General features: G+C 71.2%; 17 protein-coding genes. 3 read left to right on the plus strand and 14 right to left on the minus strand.

What is annotated here, in order from left to right:
• Nucleotides 1-40 precede the first annotated feature (40 nt).
• The 12 genes from secD to pgsA form a co-directional block, all read right to left on the minus strand.
• Nucleotides 41-1,831, minus strand: coding sequence for a protein translocase subunit SecD (secD, locus tag ACZ7HQ_RS27895; RefSeq protein ID WP_470995349.1), 1,791 nt, complete (start codon nt 1,829-1,831; stop codon nt 41-43).
• Between the two features lie 142 nt (nt 1,832-1,973).
• Nucleotides 1,974-2,477, minus strand: a complete 504-nt coding sequence (gene yajC / locus ACZ7HQ_RS27900) for a preprotein translocase subunit YajC (RefSeq protein ID WP_470995352.1) — start codon at nt 2,475-2,477, stop codon at nt 1,974-1,976.
• Between the two features lie 188 nt (nt 2,478-2,665).
• Entirely contained in the window at nt 2,666-3,739 is a 1,074-nt protein-coding gene (gene ruvB / locus ACZ7HQ_RS27905) for a Holliday junction branch migration DNA helicase RuvB (protein ID WP_470995355.1), read from the minus strand.
• 25 nt (nt 3,740-3,764) lie between these two features.
• On the minus strand, nt 3,765-4,370 hold the full coding sequence (gene ruvA / locus ACZ7HQ_RS27910; RefSeq protein ID WP_470995358.1) for a Holliday junction branch migration protein RuvA: 606 nt from the start codon (nt 4,368-4,370) through the stop codon (nt 3,765-3,767).
• Nucleotides 4,367-4,906, minus strand: a complete 540-nt coding sequence (gene ruvC / locus ACZ7HQ_RS27915; RefSeq protein ID WP_470995361.1) for a crossover junction endodeoxyribonuclease RuvC — start codon at nt 4,904-4,906, stop codon at nt 4,367-4,369. Before ruvC ends, ruvA begins: the two co-directional genes overlap by 4 nt.
• Before the next feature lie 143 nt (nt 4,907-5,049).
• On the minus strand, nt 5,050-5,802 hold the full coding sequence (locus ACZ7HQ_RS27920; protein WP_361692804.1) for a YebC/PmpR family DNA-binding transcriptional regulator: 753 nt from the start codon (nt 5,800-5,802) through the stop codon (nt 5,050-5,052).
• Nucleotides 5,803-5,851: 49 nt separating this feature from the next.
• Nucleotides 5,852-6,457 (minus strand): pyridoxal 5'-phosphate synthase glutaminase subunit PdxT, encoded by a 606-nt coding sequence (gene pdxT / locus ACZ7HQ_RS27925; RefSeq protein WP_470995363.1) that lies wholly within the window; start codon nt 6,455-6,457, stop codon nt 5,852-5,854.
• Between the two features lie 26 nt (nt 6,458-6,483).
• Nucleotides 6,484-7,389 (minus strand): pyridoxal 5'-phosphate synthase lyase subunit PdxS, encoded by a 906-nt coding sequence (pdxS, locus tag ACZ7HQ_RS27930; protein WP_030644670.1) that lies wholly within the window; start codon nt 7,387-7,389, stop codon nt 6,484-6,486.
• Nucleotides 7,390-7,537: 148 nt separating this feature from the next.
• Nucleotides 7,538-8,080 carry a LemA family protein gene (locus tag ACZ7HQ_RS27935; RefSeq protein WP_470995366.1) on the minus strand — a complete coding sequence of 181 codons (543 nt, stop codon included), beginning with the start codon at nt 8,078-8,080 and terminating at the stop codon, nt 7,538-7,540.
• 426 nt (nt 8,081-8,506) lie between these two features.
• Complete coding sequence (locus tag ACZ7HQ_RS27940; RefSeq protein WP_470995369.1) at nt 8,507-9,670, minus strand: glycosyltransferase family 4 protein; 1,164 nt, start codon at nt 9,668-9,670, stop codon at nt 8,507-8,509.
• A complete protein-coding gene (locus ACZ7HQ_RS27945; RefSeq protein WP_470995371.1) occupies nt 9,667-10,575 on the minus strand; it encodes a phosphatidylinositol mannoside acyltransferase in 909 nt (302 codons plus the stop codon). The genes ACZ7HQ_RS27940 and ACZ7HQ_RS27945 overlap by 4 nt, the downstream gene beginning before the upstream one ends.
• On the minus strand, nt 10,572-11,288 hold the full coding sequence (pgsA, locus tag ACZ7HQ_RS27950) for a phosphatidylinositol phosphate synthase (RefSeq protein ID WP_470996159.1): 717 nt from the start codon (nt 11,286-11,288) through the stop codon (nt 10,572-10,574). Before pgsA ends, ACZ7HQ_RS27945 begins: the two co-directional genes overlap by 4 nt.
• 240 nt (nt 11,289-11,528) lie before the next feature.
• Here pgsA and ACZ7HQ_RS27955 point away from each other — a divergent pair, with 240 nt between their 5' ends.
• Together ACZ7HQ_RS27955 and ACZ7HQ_RS27960 are read left to right on the plus strand one after the other, a co-directional pair.
• Nucleotides 11,529-13,730, plus strand: a complete 2,202-nt coding sequence (locus ACZ7HQ_RS27955; protein ID WP_470995374.1) for an elongation factor G-like protein EF-G2 — start codon at nt 11,529-11,531, stop codon at nt 13,728-13,730.
• A gap of 176 nt (nt 13,731-13,906) precedes the next feature.
• Nucleotides 13,907-15,553, plus strand: a complete 1,647-nt coding sequence (locus ACZ7HQ_RS27960) for a hypothetical protein (RefSeq protein ID WP_470995377.1) — start codon at nt 13,907-13,909, stop codon at nt 15,551-15,553.
• Nucleotides 15,554-15,587: 34 nt separating this feature from the next.
• On the opposite strand, the gene ACZ7HQ_RS27965 is transcribed toward ACZ7HQ_RS27960, so the two are convergent.
• Nucleotides 15,588-16,145 carry an HIT family protein gene (locus tag ACZ7HQ_RS27965; protein ID WP_470995380.1) on the minus strand — a complete coding sequence of 186 codons (558 nt, stop codon included), beginning with the start codon at nt 16,143-16,145 and terminating at the stop codon, nt 15,588-15,590.
• 67 nt (nt 16,146-16,212) lie between these two features.
• Between ACZ7HQ_RS27965 and ACZ7HQ_RS27970 the strand changes: the two genes are divergently transcribed.
• Nucleotides 16,213-16,881 carry a potassium channel family protein gene (locus ACZ7HQ_RS27970; protein ID WP_470995383.1) on the plus strand — a complete coding sequence of 223 codons (669 nt, stop codon included), beginning with the start codon at nt 16,213-16,215 and terminating at the stop codon, nt 16,879-16,881.
• Nucleotides 16,882-16,910: 29 nt separating this feature from the next.
• On the opposite strand, the gene thrS is transcribed toward ACZ7HQ_RS27970, so the two are convergent.
• Nucleotides 16,911-18,887: a threonine--tRNA ligase gene (thrS, locus tag ACZ7HQ_RS27975; protein WP_470995386.1), complete on the minus strand. Its 1,977-nt coding sequence runs from the start codon at nt 18,885-18,887 to the stop codon at nt 16,911-16,913.
• Nucleotides 18,888-18,937 lie beyond the last annotated feature (50 nt).

Genomic DNA, 18,937 nt, shown 5'->3' on the forward strand with positions numbered 1-18,937 from the left:
GGTGCAGTCGAGCGCCGAGGTTGCCGAGTTTCGACATGGCTCAGGCCTCCTTCGGGTCGACAGAGCCGGCGGGACCGGCGGGACGGCGGGTGCGCCGCAGCGGCGGCTTGGCACCCAGGCTCTTGGGGTCGAGGCCGGACCACTTGTGGCCGTTCGCGAAGAACGGGCGGCGGGCGAGCAGCGTCATCAGCGGCTTGGTGAAGAAGAAGACGACGACCACGTCGAGCACGGTGGTCAGGCCGAGCGTGAACGCGAAGCCCTGGACCTTGCCGACCGTCACGATGAACAGCACGGCTGCGGCGAGGAACGACACGAAGTCGGAGACCAGGATGGTGCGCCGGGCGCGCGGCCAGGCCCGCTCCACGGCGGGGCGCAGCGAGCGGCCCTCGCGGATCTCGTCCCGGATGCGTTCGAAGTACACGATGAACGAGTCCGCGGTGATACCGATGGCCACGATGGCACCGCAGACGGCCGGCAGGTTCAGCGCGAAGTGGATGGCCGGGCCGAGCAGCGACATGATCACGTAGGTGAGGATCGCCGAGACCAGCAGCGAGGCCATCGCGACGACCGACAGACCGCGGTAGTAGACGACCAGGTAGATCACGACCAGGGCCAGGCCGATCGCGCCCGCGAGCAGACCGGCGTGCAGCTGCTCACCGCCGAGCGCGGCGGTGACGGTGGTGACGGACTGCTCCTGGAAGGACAGCGGCAGGGCGCCGTACGACAGCATGTTGGCCAGGTTCTGGGCGTCCTGCTGGGTGAAGCTGCCGGAGATCTCGGCCTGGCCGCCGGTGATCGCGTTCTGTACGAACGGGCTGGAGACGACCTCGCCGTCGAGGACGATGCCGAACTCGTTCTGCGGGCTCTGGTTCTTCGCCAGCTCGCCGGTGACGTCCGCGAACTTCTTGGCGCCGCTGGAGGTGAAGGTCATCTGGACCTGCCAGCCGGAGCCGTTCTGGGTGTCGAAGACGGCCTGCGCCTTCTTCACCTCGGTGCCGTCGACGGCGGCCGGGCCGAGCACGTACTTGTACCAGACCTTCTTGATCTGGCCGCAGGCGACCGTGGCGTCGCCGGGCTTGGCGGCGCCTCCGACCTTGGCCCGCGCGGCGGGGCTGGTGCAGTCCAGGGCCGCGTACTGGGCCTGGATCTTGGCGGCCGCGGCGTTGCCGGCGGCGGACCCGGACGGCGTGGCCGACGGCTTGGGGCTGCCGCTGGAGGACGCGCTCGGCGAGGGAGTGGAGCCGGCCTTCAGCGCGTCGCTGAAGGCGCGGCCCCGGGAGGTCGCCGAGCCCGTGGGGGACGGGGATCCCGAGGAGGTGGAGGACGCCTTCTCCTTGGAGGAGGCGCTGGAGGAGGGGCTCGTGCTCGGGTTCGGCGAGGAGCTGCCGCTGGAGGAGGCGCTCGGCGACGGGCTCTTCCCTGCGGGGACGCTGGGCTCGCTGGCCAGGACCGGGCGGAAGTACAGCTTGGCGGTGGTGCCGACCTGCTGCTGGGCCTCCTTGGAGTTGGTGCCCTTGGGGATGTTGACGATGATGTTGTCGTTCCCCTGGGTCTGCACCTCCGCCTCGGAGACACCGAGGCCGTTGACACGGCGGTTCATGATGTCGACCGCGGTGGCCATGTTGGCCGGATTGATCGCGGACCCCTGGTCGGCCTTCGCCTTGAGCGTGATGCTCGTGCCACCGGCGAGGTCGATGCCGAGACGCGGAGTCTTGTTCCCGGAGAGGAACATGCCTCCGGTGAGCGCCACGATGGCGATCAGGATGAGGGCCAGCGAGCGCCCTGGCTTGCTCTGGGCGCTCGCGCTCCGGCCCCTCTTAGGTGCTGCCACCTTCTCGTACTCCCTCTCGGGCCGCCCCACGCCGGTCGGGCGCGGTCGGCCATGACATGTGTCGGGCTGTTCCGTGCGGGAAACAGACGCCCGGTGGTGCGCGGGGCGTGATTATGCCGCCCAGCGCACCACCGGGGCGCGACTACTTCGCGTCGGAGTCGCCTTCGGTCTTCTTAGGCTCGTCCTCCGCCTTGGCCTCGGCGGCCTCGGCCGCGTCGGTGTCGTCCTCGGCAGCGTCCTTCTTACCGAGGTCGACGGCCTTGTCGTCGGAGGCGGCGGCAGCGGGCGAGTCGGACTCGTCGGTCTCGGTGAGGGAGGAGGCGTCGTCCGGGACGATGTCGGCGTCGGACTTCAGGTCGTGCTCGATGCCGTGGACGATGCGGTTGTACTCGTCGTCGGTGAGGACGGCGCCGATCGCGTTCTTGGCGAAGAGGAGGTCGACGCCCGGGCCGGCGTCGAGGAGGACCGTGTCCTCGTTGACCTCCTTGACCGTCGCGTACATCCCCCCGATCGTGCGGACACCGGAGCCGGGCTGCATCTCGTTCCGCATGTTGGCAGCCTGCTGCTGCTTCTTCTTGGCCGAGCGCGTCATCAGGAACATGGCCGCGATGAGCACGATGAAGGGGAGAAGGGTAAAGGCATTCACGGGACGGAATTTCCTTCGCGCGACCGCGACGGAGAGCGGCCTGTTGACGGGGGTGTGGTCGGCGCCGCCCGCAAGGGCGGCATCGGCGGAGTCTAAGCGAGTCCGCGTGCATGGAACAACGCTCAGCATGGCACCTGGGTTCCTGCTGGTGCCAATGCCTTGGCCGTCCCGTCCCCATCATGGCGCCGTCAGGTCCCGAACAGGTCCTGTTGTCCGTTCCCCCCGGTCGCCGAGCGGGGCGGGGTCAGGCCGAGGTGCGCCCAGGCGGCCGGCGTGGCGACCCGGCCGCGCGGGGTGCGGGCGAGCAGGCCCTCCCGGACGAGGAAGGGTTCGGCGACCTCCTCGACGGTCTCCCGCTCCTCCCCCACCGCGACGGCGAGCGTGGACAGGCCGACCGGACCGCCGCCGAAGAGCTTCAGCAGGGCCTGCAGGACGGCGCGGTCGAGGCGGTCGAGGCCGCGCGCGTCGACCTCGTAGACGGCGAGGGCCGCCGCGGCGATCTCGCGGGTGATCAGGCCGTCCGCCTTGACTTGGGCGTAGTCGCGGACGCGGCGCAGCAGGCGGTTGGCGATGCGGGGCGTGCCCCGGGAGCGGCCGGCGATCTCGGCGGCGCCGTCCGGGTCGATCTCGACGTCCAGCAGGTTCGCCGAGCGGTGGACGACCCGCTCCAGTTCGTGCGGTTCGTAGAACTCCATGTGCGCGGTGAAGCCGAAGCGGTCGCGCAGCGGGGGCGGCAGCAGGCCCGCGCGTGTGGTCGCGCCGACCAGGGTGAAGGGGGGCAGCTCCAGCGGGATGGCGGTGGCGCCGGGCCCCTTGCCGACGATGACGTCGACGCGGAAGTCCTCCATCGCCATGTACAGCATCTCCTCGGCGGGCCGGGACATGCGGTGGATCTCGTCGAGGAACAGCACCTCGCCCTCCTGCAGCGAGGAGAGGATCGCGGCGAGGTCGCCGGCGTGCTGGATGGCGGGGCCGGAGGTGATGCGGATGGGGGCGCCCATCTCGGCCGCGATGATCATCGACAGGGTCGTCTTGCCGAGGCCGGGCGCGCCGGAGAGCAGCACATGGTCGGCGGTGGCGCCACGCGCGCGTGCGGCCCGCAGGACGAGGTCGAGCTGTTCGCGGACCTTCTCCTGGCCGATGAACTCACCCAGGTCCTTGGGGCGCAGGGCGGCCTCGACGGCCTGATCCTCACGGTCGGCGACAGATCCCACCAGCCGCTCGGAGGCGGGGGTGCCGGTCGTGTCGTCGTCCCAGTTCATGTGGTGTGCCTCGATCGTCGTGGGGTCAGCGGGCGCGGTTCAGGGTCTGCAGGGCGGCCTTCAGCAGCTGTCCCACCTGCGGGGTGCCGCCCGCAGCCTCGGCCTGCGGCGTCACGGCGGCGACGGCCTCGTCGGCCTCGCGGGTGGCGTAGCCGAGGCCGATGAGGGCGGCGTGCAGCTGGTCGCGCCAGCCCTGGGTGACCGGGGCGCCGGCCGCGGGGGCGCCGACGGGTTCGCCGAGCCGGTCCTTCAGCTCCAGGAGCAGCTTCTGGGCGCCCTTCTTGCCGATGCCGGGCACGGCGGTGAGGGCCTTCTCGTCACTGGTGGCGACGGCGCGGCGCAGCGCGTCCGGGGTGTGCACGGCGAGCATGGCCTGGGCCAGGCGGGGGCCGACGCCGCTCGCGGTCTGCAGCAGCTCGAAGACCTGGCGCTCGTCGTCGTCGGCGAAGCCGTACAGGGTGAGGGAGTCCTCGCGGACGACGAGGGAGGTGTGCAGCTTGGCGGGCCGGCCCGTGCGGAGCGTGGACAGTGTGTTCGGCGTGCACTGGACGGCCATGCCGACACCGCCGACCTCGACGACCGCGGCGTCGGGGGCGAGCGCGGCGACCGTGCCGCTGACGAAGGCGATCATGCCGTACGGCCTTTCGTTGCGTTGACGGTGTGGCGGGCGACCGCCTGCTGGAGCCGGTTCTGGGCGGGGGCGCGCCAGATGTGGCAGATGGCGAGCGCGAGGGCGTCGGCGGCGTCGGCCGGCCTGGGCGGCGCGGAGAGCCTGAGCAGCCGGGTGACCATGGCGCCGACCTGCGCCTTGTCGGCACGGCCGCTGCCGGTGACGGCCGCCTTGACCTCGCTCGGGGTGTGCAGGGCGACCGGGATGCCGCGCCGGGCGGCGCACAGCATGGCGACGGCGCTGGCCTGGGCGGTGCCCATCACCGTGCGCACGTTGTGCTGGCTGAAGACGCGCTCCACGGCCACGATCTCGGGCCGGTGCTCGTCCAGCCACTGTTCGAGGCCCTGCTCGACGGCGAGGAGGCGGTGGCTGAGATCGGCGTCCACGGGTGTGCGGACGACACCGACCCCGAGCATGGTGAGCGGCCGGCCCGCGACCCCCTCGACCACGCCGACGCCACACCGGGTCAGCCCCGGGTCCACCCCCAGTACACGCACCGCGCCCCTCCCTCCGCCGACTCGCTCAGCTGTTTGTGCAGGCTATCGGTTGCCACTGACAACGCCGTGCACCGGCGCCCGGGACGGCGACGGGCCGACGGGGGTGTCCCGTCGGCCCGTGAGAACCTGCGAAGCCCGCGGCGTTACGCGTCGACCTTCTCCATGATCTCGTCGCTCACGTCGAAGTTGGCGAAGACGTTCTGCACGTCGTCGCTGTCCTCGAGCGCGTCGATCAGCTTGAAGATCTTCTTCGCGCCCTCCTCGTCCAGCTCGACCTGGACGGACGGCACGAAGCTGGACTCGGCGGAGTCGTAGTCGATGCCGGCCTCCTGGAGGGCGGTGCGGACCGCGACCAGGTCGGTGGCCTCGCTGATCACCTCGAAGGTCTCGCCGAGGTCGTTGACCTCCTCGGCGCCCGCGTCCAGGACGGCACCCAGGACGTCGTCCTCGGACAGCTCGCCCTTGGGGACGATGACGACGCCCTTGCGGCTGAACATGTACGACACCGAGCCCGGGTCGGCCATGTTGCCGCCGTTGCGCGTCATGGCGACGCGGACGTCGGAGGCGGCGCGGTTGCGGTTGTCGGTGAGGCACTCGATGAGCACCGCGACGCCGTTGGGGCCGTAGCCCTCGTACATGATCGTCTCGTAGTCGGCGCCGCCGGCCTCGAGGCCGCCGCCGCGCTTGATCGCGGAGTCGATGTTCTTGTTCGGGACCGACTGCTTCTTGGCCTTCTGGACGGCGTCGTAGAGCGTCGGGTTGCCGTCGAGGTCCACGCCGCCCATGCGCGCCGCGACCTCGATGTTCTTGATGAGCTTCGCGAAGAGCTTGCCGCGCTTGGCGTCGATCACGGCCTTCTTGTGCTTCGTCGTGGCCCATTTAGAGTGGCCGGACATCTGCCTGTCTCCTTCGCGTAACCCATCTCTGCAACGAACTCCAGAGATCCTACAAGGACTCCGGTGTCCGGTTGGCGCGCACCATGTCGACGAACAGGGAGTGCACGCGGTGGTCGCCGGTCAGTTCCGGGTGGAACGACGTGGCGAGCGCGTTGCCCTGGCGGACGGCGACGATGTGGCCGTCGTGCTCGGCGAGCACCTCGGCCCCGGCGCCGACGGACTCCACCCAGGGGGCGCGGATGAAGACGCCCTCCACAGGATCGCCCGGGACGCCCTGCACGTCGACCGCGGCCTCGAAGGACTCGTTCTGGCGGCCGAAGGCGTTGCGGCGCACGATCATGTCGATGCCGCCGATCGTCTCCTGGCCCGAGCGCGGGTCGAGGATCTTGTCGGCGAGCATGATCATGCCGGCGCAGGTGCCGTAGACGGGCATGCCCTCGCGCACGCGCGCGCGGAGGGGCTCCATCACGCCGAAGAGGACCGCCAGCTTGGAGATGGTGGTGGACTCGCCGCCGGGCAGCACGAGGCCGTCGACCTCGGCGAGTTCCTCGGGGCGCCGCACCGGCCTGGCCACGGCGTCGGCCGCGGCCAGGGCGATGAGGTGCTCCCGTACGTCGCCCTGGAGGGCCAGGACGCCTATGACAGGAGTGTTCATGGGGTGGTGTACCTGTGAGCCTGTGGTTACCAGCCGCGGTTCGCGTAGCGCTCGGCCTCGGGCAGGGTGTCGCAGTTGATGCCGACCATGGCCTCGCCGAGGTTGCGCGACGCGTCCGCGATGATCTTCGGGTCGTCGTAGAAGGTGGTGGCCTTCACGATGGCGGCGGCGCGCTTGGCCGGGTCGCCGGACTTGAAGATGCCGGAGCCGACGAACACGCCCTCGGCGCCGAGCTGGCGCATCAGGGCCGCGTCGGCCGGGGTGGCCACGCCGCCGGCGGAGAAGAGGACCACCGGGAGCTTGCCCAGCTCGGCGACCTCCTTGACCAGCTCGTACGGGGCGCGCAGCTCCTTGGCGGCGGCGTACAGCTCGTGGTTGTCGAAGCCGCGCAGCCTGGCGATCTCGTTCTTGATCTGGCGCAGGTGGCGGACGGCCTCCACGACGTTGCCGGTGCCGGCCTCGCCCTTGGAGCGGATCATCGCGGCGCCCTCGGCGATGCGGCGCAGGGCCTCGCCCAGGTTGGTGGCACCACACACGAACGGGGTGGTGAAGGCCCACTTGTCGGAGTGGTTGACCTCGTCGGCGGGGGTGAGGACCTCGGACTCGTCGATGTAGTCGACGCCGAGGGACTGCAGGACCTGGGCCTCGACGAAGTGGCCGATGCGGGACTTGGCCATGACCGGGATGGAGACGGCATCGATGATGCCCTCGATCATGTCCGGGTCCGACATACGGGCCACGCCGCCGTCCTTGCGGATGTCGGCCGGGACCCGCTCCAGGGCCATGACGGCGACGGCGCCCGCGTCCTCGGCGATCTTCGCCTGCTCCGGCGTGACGACGTCCATGATCACGCCGCCCTTGAGCTGCTCGGCCATGCCGCGCTTCACGCGGGCGGTGCCGGTCTCGGGAGCCTGGTTCTCAATGGTGGACACGGGTGACCTCACTGAAGTGAAAGAGGGTTTCTGCTCCGCCGAGGAAACGCGAGTGGACCAGGCCACAGCAAGGGCCAATGGCAAGCCGGTGGATCCTTTTCGCCGGGGAAGGGTCCTCCGGGAGTCAGGAGGCGCGTCGGGAGGCGAGTCAGGCGGCCCGCTCCACGAGGGCCGCGGGCGGCTCGTCGTCCATCTCGAAGGCCAGCGGGAAGGGGGCGTGACCGGCCAGCCGGAACCAGCGGACCTTGCGGTGTTCGCGGAGCCTGCGGGCCGCTCCCACGGCGTCGTTGTGGAAACGGCGGGCCATCGGGACCCGGCGGACGGCCTCGGCCAGCTCATGGGCCGCCTCCTCACCGCCCGGGGCCTCGCGCACGGCCTCCACCTGGGCCGGGTCCGCGAAGACCGCGCGCAGCGCCTGGCTCAGCTCGCTCTCGGCGACCTCCCGCTGCTCCTCCTCGGCCTGCCGGGCCGCGTGTGCGGCCTCGTACAGCACGATCGAGGCGGCCGGGTCCAGCACTCCCGAGGTGGCGAGTTCCTGTGCGACGGAGGCCCGGCGCAGCAGCTGCGCGTCGAGCGCGGCCCGTGCGGCGTCCATCCGCACGTGCAGCCGGTCCAGCCGCCCGGCCGTCCAGCTCAGGTAGACGCCGATCGCGACGAGTGCGACGAGGATCCAGATGAGGGTTGCGGTCACGCCGGAAGGCTATCGGCTGGGCGAAGGCGTCCCGCACGGCGATCCCGTGGGGCTCCGCGGCCTCCCGCCCGGTCCGGCGCCCCTCGATGGCTCCGCGTGGTGTCCGCTGCCAGGGCCCGCGCCGCGGCCGGTCTTCCGCGCGGGTGCTCCCGGGACGGCCCACTCCGGCGGAACGCACCGCTTACGCGATTCCCCCCGGCCGAGCACTCCGCGCGCACCTCGGCCGCGCGCACCTCGGCCCGGGCTCCGGCCCCGGGCACCCCTGTGCGGGCGCCACGGCACCGGCGCGACGTCGGTCGCCCTGCGCGTGGGTCGGTCCGCTGTCGACCCGGCCGCCGGTCAGAACCCGCGTGCGCCGGTCCCGCGAGCGTGGCACGGCCGGCGCCCACAGCCCTGCGGCGCCGACCCGACCGCGCGTGTCCGGCCTCAGTCCCGCGCCAGCCCGAACCGCGCCCGCAGCCCCGTCGTCCGCTCGTCCTCCGCGACGGCCGCCGCGCCGGCCGTCACCGTCTCGTAGACGGACAGGATGTCCGCGCCGACCGTCGACCAGTCGAACCGCCGCACGTGCGTGCTCCCCCGCTCGCGCAGTTCGGCGCGCCGCTCCGGGTCCTCCAGCAGCCGTACGGCCGCCTCGGCGAGCGCGTCGGCGTCCTCGTTGGCGAAGACCTCGCCGGCCTCGCCCTGGTCCAGGACCTGGACGAAGGCGTCCAGGTCGGAGGCGAGCACGGGCGCCCCCGCCGACATCGCCTCGACCAGGATGATGCCGAAGCTCTCGCCGCCGGTGTTGGGCGCGACGTACAGGTCGACGCTGCGCAGGAAGCGCGCCTTGTCCTCGTCGCTGATCATGCCGAGGAACTCGACCCGGGAGCGGAGCTCCCGGGGCAGGTCCTCGACGGCCGCCTCCTCGTCACCGCGGCCCGCGACCAGCAGGCGGGCCTGCGGACGGGCGGCGAGGATCTTCGGCAGGGCCTTCATCAGCACCGGCAGGCCCTTGCGGGGCTCGTCGATACGGCCGATGAACCCGACGGTGTCGCCCTGCCACTGCGGCCTGGGCTCGGCCTTGGCGAAGAAGTCGACATCGACGCCGTTGGGGATGACCACCGCGTCCCCGCCGAGGTGCTCGACCAGGGTGCGGCGGGCGTACTCGCTGACCGCGATCCGGGCGCTGATCTTCTCCAGGGCCGCCTGCAGGATGGAGTACGCGGCGATCATCGCGCGCGAACGCGGGTTGGACGTGTGGAAGGTGGCCACGATCGGGCCGGAGGCCGCCCAGCAGGTCAGCAGGCCCAGCGAGGGCGAGGTCGGCTCGTGGATGTGGACCACGTCGAAGGCGCCGTCGTGCAGCCAGCGCCGTACCCGCGCCGCCGACAGGAAGCCGAAGTTCAGCCGGGCCACCGAGCCGTTGTACGGCACCGGCACGGCGCGGCCCGCCGAGACGACGTACGGCGGCAGCGGGGTGTCGTCGTCGGCGGGGGCGAGGACCGAGACGTCGTGGCCGAGGCGGAGGAAGTACTCGGCGAGGTCGCGGATGTGGAACTGGACGCCGCCGGGCACGTCCCAGGAGTACGGGCAGACGATCCCGATTCTCACGAGGGTCCCTTCGCGGGGTCGAGGTCGGCGAGCCACAGCCGCTGGAGCATGTGCCAGTCCTCCGGATGGTCGGCGATCCCGGTGGCGAAGGCGTCGGCCAGCGCCTGTGTCATGACAGACGTCTTCTCGGCCCGGGTACCTGACTCTGGTACCTCGATCGGGGGGTGCACACGGCCCTGCATGACGGGCGAGGCGTCGTACCAGAGCGTGACCGGGAGCAGCAGCGCGCCCGTCTGCTGGGCGAGCAGGGCCGGCCCCGCGGGCATCCGGGCGGTCTCGCCGAAGAAGTCGACCTCGACGCCGGAGGCGGACAGGTCCCGGTCGGCGACCAGGCAGACCAGGCCGCCGTCGCGCAGCCGCCGGGCCAGGGTGCCGAAGGCGGAGCCGCCGCTGTGCGGCAGGACCTCCATGCCCAGGCCCTCGCGGTAGGCGACGAAACGGTCGTACAGCGTCTCGGGCTTCAGCCGCTCGGCGACCGTGGTGAACGGTGTCTCCAGCTTGGTGGTGACCCAGGCGCCGGCCAGGTCCCAGTTGGCGAGGTGCGGCAGGGCGAGGATCACGCCGTTGCCCGCGGCGAGGCCGTCGGTCAGGAAGTGGATGTCCTTGGGGTCGAACCCGGACTTCACGCGTTCGGCGCTCCAGGCCGGGAGCCGGAAGGACTCCATCCAGTAGCGCAGGTACGAGCGCATGCCCGCGCGGGAGAGTTCGGCGAGGCGCTCCGCGGTGGCGTCGGGCAGCACGCGCGCGTAGTTCGACTCCAGGCGCCGCACCCCCTTGCCGCGCCGCTTCCAGGCGAGGTCGGCGATGCTCTGCCCGAGGCGGACCGCGACGGGCTCGGGCAGCTTCTTGACGGTGCTCCAGCCGGCGCCGTAGAGGGCGTCGGTGAGCCGTTCGGCGGCGCTCACTGCGCGGCCTCGGCGTTCTGCTGGGCCGCCGCCTCGGCCTCGGCGGACTCGCGGCGGACCGTGACGACCCGCTGGATCAGCGTGACGAGGCTACCGACGGCGACGATCCACAAGGCGATCGGCAGCAGCCACTGGATGCCCGGCACACCGAACGTGTGCAGGCCGGAGAAACCGGCCGCGACCAGCGAGATCACCAGCCGCTCGGCGCGTTCGACGAGGCCGTTGACGGCGACCGGCAGGCCGATGGACTCGCCGCGCGCCTTGGTGTACGACACCACCTGGCCGCTGGCCAGGCAGAAGATCGAGACCGCGCACAGGACGTTGTTGTGCCCGTTGCCCGCGTACCAGAGCGCGAAGCCGCCGAAGATCGCGCCGTCGGCGACCCGGTCGAGCGTGGAGTCCAGGAAGGCGCCCCAGCGGCTGGTGCGGCCCAGCTGGCGGGCCATGTTGCCGTCGACCAGGTCGGAGAAGACGAACAGGGTGATCACGACCGTGCCCCAGAAGAACTCGCCCCGGGGGTAGAAGACCAGCGCTCCCGCGACCACACCGGCCGTGCCGATGAGCGTGACCGTGTCGGGGCTCACGCCCCGGCGGATGAGAAACGCGGCGAACGGCGTGAGGACACGCGTGAAGAATGCACGCGCGTACTTGTTCAGCATGGCCTTCCCGACGGTCGGTGTCGCCGCGGCCCTGGTGGCCTCCGGCTGGCCCATCGTAGCCACGCGTGCGCGTGCGTGACGGGCGGGCACCCGCAGCCCGTGAAGCGAACCGGCGCACGCCGCCACGCGCGGGCGCGCGGGACGTGATCGGCGTTCCCGGCTGTCGTTCGTATGGACGCAACGTGACGGGAGTGGAAAGCTCGAATAACCGCGGGCGTCGCCGGAGCCGCCAGTGCACGCGGGTCCCGCGTGTCCGCGCCCACAGTGACCTCACCGTGCACGGGAGGCAGGATCATGGGCGACAAGACTCAGACACACCACCCCGGGGCCGCCGGCAGGGCTCTGGAGGCCGACCAGCCCGCGTCCGTACGGAACGTGGTGCTGGTCGGCCACTCCGGTTCGGGCAAGACGACTCTGGTGGAGGCCCTCGCGCTGACCGCGGGGGCGGTGAACCGGGCGGGCCGCAAGGAGGACGGCGGCACCGTCTCGGACTACGACGAGATCGAGCACCGGCAGCAGCGCTCCGTACAGCTCTCCCTGGTGCCGGTCGAATGGGACAGCATCAAGATCAACCTGCTCGACACCCCCGGGTACGCCGACTTCGTCGGAGAGCTCAGGGCCGGTCTGCGCGCCGCGGACGCGGCCCTGTTCGTCGTCTCCGCCTCGGACGGCGTCGACGGATCGACCCGCATGGTCTGGGAGGAGTGCGCGGCCGTCGGCATGCCGCGCGCGATCGTGATCACGCACCTGGAGGCCGCGCGCGCGGACTTCGAGGAGATGACCCGGATCTGCGCGGAGGCCTTCGGCGGCGACGACCCCGACGCCGTGCTGCCGCTGTACCTGCCACTGCGCGGCCCCGAGGGCCCCGACGGGCACGCGCCCGTGACCGGACTGGTCGGGCTGCTGTCGCAGAAGCTGTTCGACTACTCGACCGGGGAGCGCAAGGAGTCCGAGCCCGGCGAGGACCAGCTGCCGGACATCGAGGAGGCCCGCAACCGGCTCATCGAGGGGATCATCGCCGAGAGCGAGGACGAGACCCTCATGGACCGCTATCTCGGCGGCGAGCAGGTCGACGTCAAGACGCTGATCCAGGACCTGGAGCGGGCCGTCGCCCGCGGCTCCTTCTTCCCCGTCCTGGCCGCCGCCCCCGCCGCCGAGGGCGCCAGACACGGGCTCGGCACGGTGGAACTGCTGGAGCTGGTCACCGGCGGGTTCCCGACCCCGTTCGAACACCCGCTGCCCGACGTCACGACCATCGGCGGAAAGCCGCGCGAGCTGAAACCGTGCGACACCGCAGGTCCGCTCGTCGCCGAGGTCGTCAAGACGTCCTCGGACCCCTATGTCGGCCGGGTCTCCCTGGTCCGGGTCTTCTCCGGCACCCTGCGCCCCGACCAGACGGTGCACGTCTCGGGGCACGGGCTGGCCGACCGCGGCCACGAGGACCACGACGTCGACGAGAAGGTCGGCGCCCTGTCCATGCCGTTCGGCAAACAGCAGCGTCCGGTGACGCACGCCGTCGCCGGTGACCTGGTGTGCGTGGCCAAGCTCGGGCGGGCCGAGACCGGGGACACGCTCTCCGCGAAGGACGATCCGCTGCTGATGGAGCCCTGGCGGATGCCCGACCCGCTGCTGCCGCTCGCCATCCAGGCACACAGCAAGGCCGACGAGGACAAGCTCTCGCAGGGCCTATCCCGGCTGGTGGCCGAGGACCCCACGATGCGCCTGGAGCAGAACCAGGACACCCACCAGGTGGTCCTGTGGTGCCTGGGCGAGGCGCACGCGGACGTCGCCCTGGAACGGCTGCGCAGCCGCTACGGCGTCCAGGTCGACGTCGTCCCGCACAAGGTATCCCTGCGGGAGACGTTCGCGCACAGGGCCACCGGGCGCGGGCGGCACGTGAAGCAGTCCGGCGGGCACGGGCAGTACGCCATCTGCGAGATCGAGGTGGAGCCCCTGCCGGGCGGCTCGGGCATCGAGTTCGTGGACAAGGTGGTCGGCGGCGCCGTACCGCGCCAGTTCATCCCGTCCGTGGAGAAGGGCGTGCGGGCGCAGGCCGCCAAGGGCGTCGCCGCCGGGTATCCGCTCGTGGACGTACGGGTCACGCTGCTGGACGGCAAGGCGCACTCGGTGGACTCCTCCGACGCCGCCTTCCAGACCGCGGGCGCGCTGGCGCTGCGCGAGGCCGCGGCGGACACGAGGATCCATCTGCTGGAGCCGGTGGCCGAGGTGTCCGTCCTGGTCGGCGACGACTACGTGGGCGCCGTCATGAGTGATCTGTCCAGCCGGCGCGGCCGGGTGCTGGGCACCGAGCAGGTGGGCTCCGGGCGCACCCTGATCAAGGCGGAGGTACCCGAGTTCGAGATCGGCCGGTACGCGGTCGACCTGCGCTCGCTGTCGCACGGCACGGCCCGTTTCGACCGCTCCTACGCCCGGCACGAGCCGATGCCGCCGCAGATCGCCGAGCGGATCCGTGAACAGGCGGGCGACAACCCGTAGCTGACGGAGGGTCACCGGGCGCACAACCCGGCGCACGGGCGGGCGGCTTCGGCCGTCCGCCCGCGCACTGTCGGTGCCGGCGGATACGCTGATCACAACGAGGGCCTGTTCAACAGGTGTGCGGAGCGAGGAAGTCGGGAAGTCCGCAGAAGACGCCGGCGGCGATGGGGGCGGGAATGTCGTTGGGAACGGAGTGGGACGGGCCCCAGGTGCCCGTCTCGGGCGACGGGAGTCAGGCGGCGACCTCCGCGCTGGCCTCCGCGGCATACCGGGACAGCCCGATCGAGGAGATCAAGAAAGCCGACAACGAATGGCACCAGTCGACCGTCAAGGCCGGCAGGATCGGGCTGCTCAGGCCCAATCTCGGTGAGGCCTTCTCCCGGGCCGTGGTCGCCCGGATGCTCGCTCCCGGCCGCAAGCCGCTCATCCAGTCCTTCGGCTCCGAGCCCCAGTTCGTGGTCGAGCACTGCCTCGCGGCCAACAACATCCGCCGGGAGCGCGACAACCGCCTGACCGCCGTGACAGTTCTGTGCGGGGTGCTCTTCCTGCCCGGGCTGCTCGTCTGGCTGCTCGTCTTCCAGCTGCGCACGTTCGTGGCCAAGCGTGACGACAGGCGGGCCGGGACGCTCGCCACCGTGCTGCTCCTCGGTGTGGGTGTGCTGGCCGCGCTGTTCCTGCTCAAGATGCCGTTCAGCGGATTCTGGGCGTGGTACGCACGGGCCTGCGTGGTCCTTCCCGTGCTCGGCTGGGTCTGGGCCAAGCGGATCTGCGACCGCACGGCGAGGGACCTGCGGGACCGCTGGGGCGGGCTGCTGTCGGGTACCAGCGTCGGTGCCAAGGTCCCCGAGGCCGTGCCCCGGGGACCGAACCAGACGGCGGCGGAGGAGCTGCGTCAGTCGCTGGCCCGGCTCAGCGCCGAGCAGCAGTCCAACTCGGTCTTCTACGCCGGTCCCAAGGGCATACTCGGCATGGGCACCCGCTGGGGTTCCTGGCAGCTCGCCGAGGATCTGGTGGCCGCCGACCCGACCCGGGAGATCCACCCCTTCCGCAGCTGGGACGTCATACGCGCGATCCACGACCAGCTCGCCCTGCTGGAGCGCGGCCCGCTGAACACCGGCGGCTTCCCGAAGCCGTCGATACGGCACTGGATCGTCACCCCGATCGGCGAGAAGGCCGCGGAGGTCGCCCGGCCCGGCGGCACCGACGTCGAGGCCTTCCAGGTGAAGCCGCACGCGATACAGGAGATCTGCAACAAGCAGCAGTTCGGCAGCGGCGACCGGCACTACCTGGGCGTGCAGTGGACGCTGTGGGACGGGCAGCTGGTCCTCACCATGCTGATCACGGTGACGGTGCTGCACGAGACGCTGCGGATCGAGGTCACCGGGCACGCGCTGGGCCCGGTGAACCCGCTGTTCACCTCCAAGCCGGAGCCGCCGAGCAAGGAGGTCGCCAAGTCCCTCAAGCCCTGGGAGACCCGGAAGGTGATGCTGCCGCTGGTCACCACGGACGAGGTGGTGCGGCTCGCCGCGCGGGCCCCGCTGACCTGGTACCCGCCGCTGCTCAACTGGCTCGGCGGCTCGCTGGTCCTGCCGGAGCCGTTCGGTCTGCGGCACGCCTGGGCCGACCAGCCGTGGCGGCACCGCTTCATGGCCGACGACGCGCTGCGCGCGGCCACGCCGGTGCTGCGGGTGGTGCACTCGGCGGCGCTCAGGGTGCTGGAGGAGAACGGCGTGAACACGGAGAAGTTCGGCACGCGGTCGGGCATCCTCAGCGGTCTGGTGCAGGACCCGACGCCGAGGAAGGCCGACCTCTACGACGCGTGAGCGGTGCCCTCGGCGGAGGGCACCCCCGGAGGACCTACGCCGGCCACGCCTCCGCCAGCATCTTCCTGGTGTCGGCCAGGAGCTGCGGCAGCACCTTCGTGTGGCCCACGACCGGCATGAAGTTCGTGTCGCCGCCCCAGCGCGGGACGATGTGCTGGTGGAGGTGGGCGGCGATACCGGCGCCCGCGACCGTGCCCTGGTTCATGCCGATGTTGAAGCCGTGCGCGCCGGAGGCGGTGCGCAGGGCGGTCATCGCCTGCTTGGTCAGCTCCGCCAGCTCGGCGGTCTCCGGTCCGGTCAGCCCGGTGTAGTCGGCGACGTGCCGGTAGGGCACGGTCATCAGGTGGCCGCCGTTGTACGGGTAGAGGTTGAGGACGGCGTACACGTGCTCACCGCGCCGGACGATCAGTCCGTCCTCGTCGGACTTGGCCGGTATCGAGCAGAAGGGACAGCCGTCGTCGGCCCCCGGACCGGTGGGCTTGTTCTCGCCCTGGATGTACGCCATCCGGTGGGGCGTCCACAGGCGCTGGAACGCGTCCTGCGTCCCCACTCCGATCTGCTGCTCCGGCTCACTCGTCATGCTAGGCAGCATATGGCTTCGCCCGTTCGCGACGTGTCGCCGGGGCAGCGGGAAAGGGAGCACCGGCCAAGCTTGGGCGGTGGACGACGACAGCCGTACGCGGCGCTGGAAACGCTGGGAGGGACGCGCCGCGCTGCCGCTCGGCATCGCGTCGCTGGTCTACCTCGCCGGCTACGCGACGCATGTGCTGGTGCGGGGGCTGCCCCTGGCCGTGGACGACGTCCTGCGCGCGATCATCGGGGCCGCCTGGGCGGTGTTCGTCGTCGACTACGCGGTGCACTGGCGGCTGAGCGGCCGTGGGCTCGGCTTCGTGACCCGGCACTGGCTGGACACACTCGTCATGCTGCTGCCGTTGCTGTGGCCGGTGCGCATCGTGCGGCTGTACGACGTGCTCCGGCGGCGGCGCGGCGGGCCCCGCCTCGCGTTGCACGCGCGCGTGATGCTCTACGCCGGCCTGTCCACGGCGCTGCTCGGTTTCTCCGGCGCCCTCGCGGTGTACCAGGCGGAGCGTGGCGCGCCCCACGCCACGATCCGGACGTTCGGTGACTCGGTCTGGTGGACCTGCGCCACCCTGACGACGGTCGGCTACGGCGACGTGACCCCGGTGACAGCCCTGGGCCGGGTCATCGCGGTGGGGATGATGGCCTGCGGTCTCGCGCTGCTCGGCGTGATCACCGGCTCGTTCTCCTCGCTGCTGCTGCAGCGGTTCGCCCGGGGCACGGACGAGGAAGGGCCCCCGGAGGGCTGATGCCCGGGGGCCCTTCGGGCTGGTGCGGGTCAGACCTGGGTCCGCTCCTCCACCACCTTGGCGATCTTCGCGATGGCCTCGTCGACCGGAATGCCGTTCTCCTGGGAGCCGTCGCGGTAGCGGAAGGAGACCGAGCCGTTCGACATGTCCTCGTCGCCCGCGATGACCATGAAGGGCACCTTCTGCTTCTGGGCGTTGCGGATCTTCTTCTGCATACGGTCCGAGGAGGAGTCCACCTCGACGCGCAGGCCCTTCTTCCGGGCCGCCGCCGCGAACTTCTCCAGGTACTCCACGTGCGCGTCGCCGATCGGGATGCCGAGCGCCTGCACGGGGGCCAGCCACGCCGGGAAGGCACCCGCGTAGTGCTCGAGCAGCACCGCGAAGAAGCGCTCGATGGAGCCGAACAGCGCGCGGTGGATCATGACCGGGCGCTGCTTGGAGCCGTCCGGGCCGGTGTACTCCAGGTTGAAGCGCTCGGGCAGGTTGAAGTCGAGCTGGATGGTCGACATCTGCCAGGTCCGGCCGATCGCGTCCTTGGCCTGGACGGAGATCTTCGGGCCGTAGAAGGCGGCGCCGCCCGGGTCGGGCACGAGGGGCAGGCCCTGCTTCTCGGCGACCTGACGCAGGGTCTCGGTCGCCTCCTCCCAGACCTCGTCGGAGCCGACGAACTTCTCCGGGTCCTTGGTGGACAGCTCCAGGTAGAAGTCGGTCAGGCCGTAGTCGCGCAGCAGGCCGAGGACGAAGGTGAGCGTCTTGTCCAGTTCCTCGGACATCTGCTCACGGGTGCAGTAGATGTGCGCGTCGTCCTGCGTGAAGCCTCGGGCGCGGGTCAGGCCGTGCACGACGCCCGACTTCTCGTACCGGTACACGGTCCCGAACTCGAAGAGGCGCAGCGGCAGTTCGCGGTAGGAGCGGCCACGCGCGTCGAAGATCAGGTTGTGCATCGGGCAGTTCATGGGCTTGAGGTAGTAGTCCACGCCCTCGTCGAGCTGCATGGGCGGGTACATGCCCTCGGCGTACCAGTCCAGGTGCCCGGACGTCTCGAAGAGCTTCCCCTTCGTGGCGTGCGGGGTGTAGACGAACTCGTAGCCCTCTTCCTCGTGGCGGCGGCGCGAGTAGTCCTCCATGACCCGGCGGACGATGCCGCCCTTGGGGTGGAACACGGCGAGGCCGGAGCCGATCTGCTCCGGGATGGAGAAGAGGTCCAGCTCGCTGCCGAGCTTGCGGTGGTCGCGCTTCTCGGCCTCGGCGAGGAAGTCCAGGTACGCCTTCAGCTCGTCCTTGGAGGGCCAGGCGGTGCCGTAGATGCGCTGCAGCATCGGGTTCTTCTCGCTGCCGCGCCAGTAGGCGGCCGCGTTGCGCATCAGCTTGAACGCCGGGATGAGGCGGGTGGAGGGCAGGTGCGGACCGCGGCAGAGGTCCTTCCAGCACAGCTCGCCGGTCTTGGCGTCCAGGTTGTCGTAGATCGTCAGCTCGCCGGCGCCGACCTCGACGTCCGCGCCGTCGTCGTGGGAGGCCGAGCCCTTGAGGCCGATCAGCTCCAGCTTGTACGGCTCGGCGGCCAGCTCCTCGCGGGCGGCCTCGTCGGTGACGACACGGCGGGAGAAGCGCTGGCCCCGCTTCTGGATCTCCTGCATCTTCTTCTCGATGGCCTTGAGATCCTCGGGCGTGAACGGCTTCTCGACGTCGAAGTCGTAGTAGAAGCCGTCCTTGACGGGCGGGCCGATGCCCAGCTTGGCCTCGGGGAACAGCTCCTGCACGGCCTGCGCCATGACGTGCGCGGTGGAGTGGCGCAGGATGTTGAGGCCGTCCTCGGACGAGATCTCGACGCCCTCGACCTCGTCACCGTCGGCCGGTTCGTACGCGAGGTCCTTCAGCTCGCCGCCCACGCGCGCCGCGATGATCGAGCGCTCGCCCGCGAAGAGGTCGGCGGCCGTAGTGCCCGTCGTCACCACGCGTTCTTCCCGCTCGGAATCGCGTTGGATGATCACACGGACGTCTGACACCGGTCTCTCCTGACTGAAGGTGGGGTGCGGCGCCATACCAGGAGCGCGCG

This window comes from Streptomyces sp. NPDC037290 (genome assembly GCF_055603245.1).

Bases quoted from the DNA above. Each gene is read 5' to 3' on its own strand.
- ACZ7HQ_RS27960 (WP_470995377.1), top strand. From the start codon at position 13,907: ATGTCGTTGGGAACGGAGTGGGACGGGCCCCAGGTGCCCGTCTCGGGC.
- pdxT (WP_470995363.1), bottom strand. From the start codon at position 6,457: ATGAACACTCCTGTCATAGGCGTCCTGGCCCTCCAGGGCGACGTACGG.
- ACZ7HQ_RS27965 (WP_470995380.1), bottom strand. From the start codon at position 16,145: ATGCTGCCTAGCATGACGAGTGAGCCGGAGCAGCAGATCGGAGTGGGG.
- ruvA (WP_470995358.1), bottom strand. From the start codon at position 4,370: ATGATCGCCTTCGTCAGCGGCACGGTCGCCGCGCTCGCCCCCGACGCC.
- ACZ7HQ_RS27920 (WP_361692804.1), bottom strand. From the start codon at position 5,802: ATGTCCGGCCACTCTAAATGGGCCACGACGAAGCACAAGAAGGCCGTG.
- ruvB (WP_470995355.1), bottom strand. From the start codon at position 3,739: ATGAACTGGGACGACGACACGACCGGCACCCCCGCCTCCGAGCGGCTG.
- pgsA (WP_470996159.1), bottom strand. From the start codon at position 11,288: ATGGGCCAGCCGGAGGCCACCAGGGCCGCGGCGACACCGACCGTCGGG.
- ACZ7HQ_RS27955 (WP_470995374.1), top strand. From the start codon at position 11,529: ATGGGCGACAAGACTCAGACACACCACCCCGGGGCCGCCGGCAGGGCT.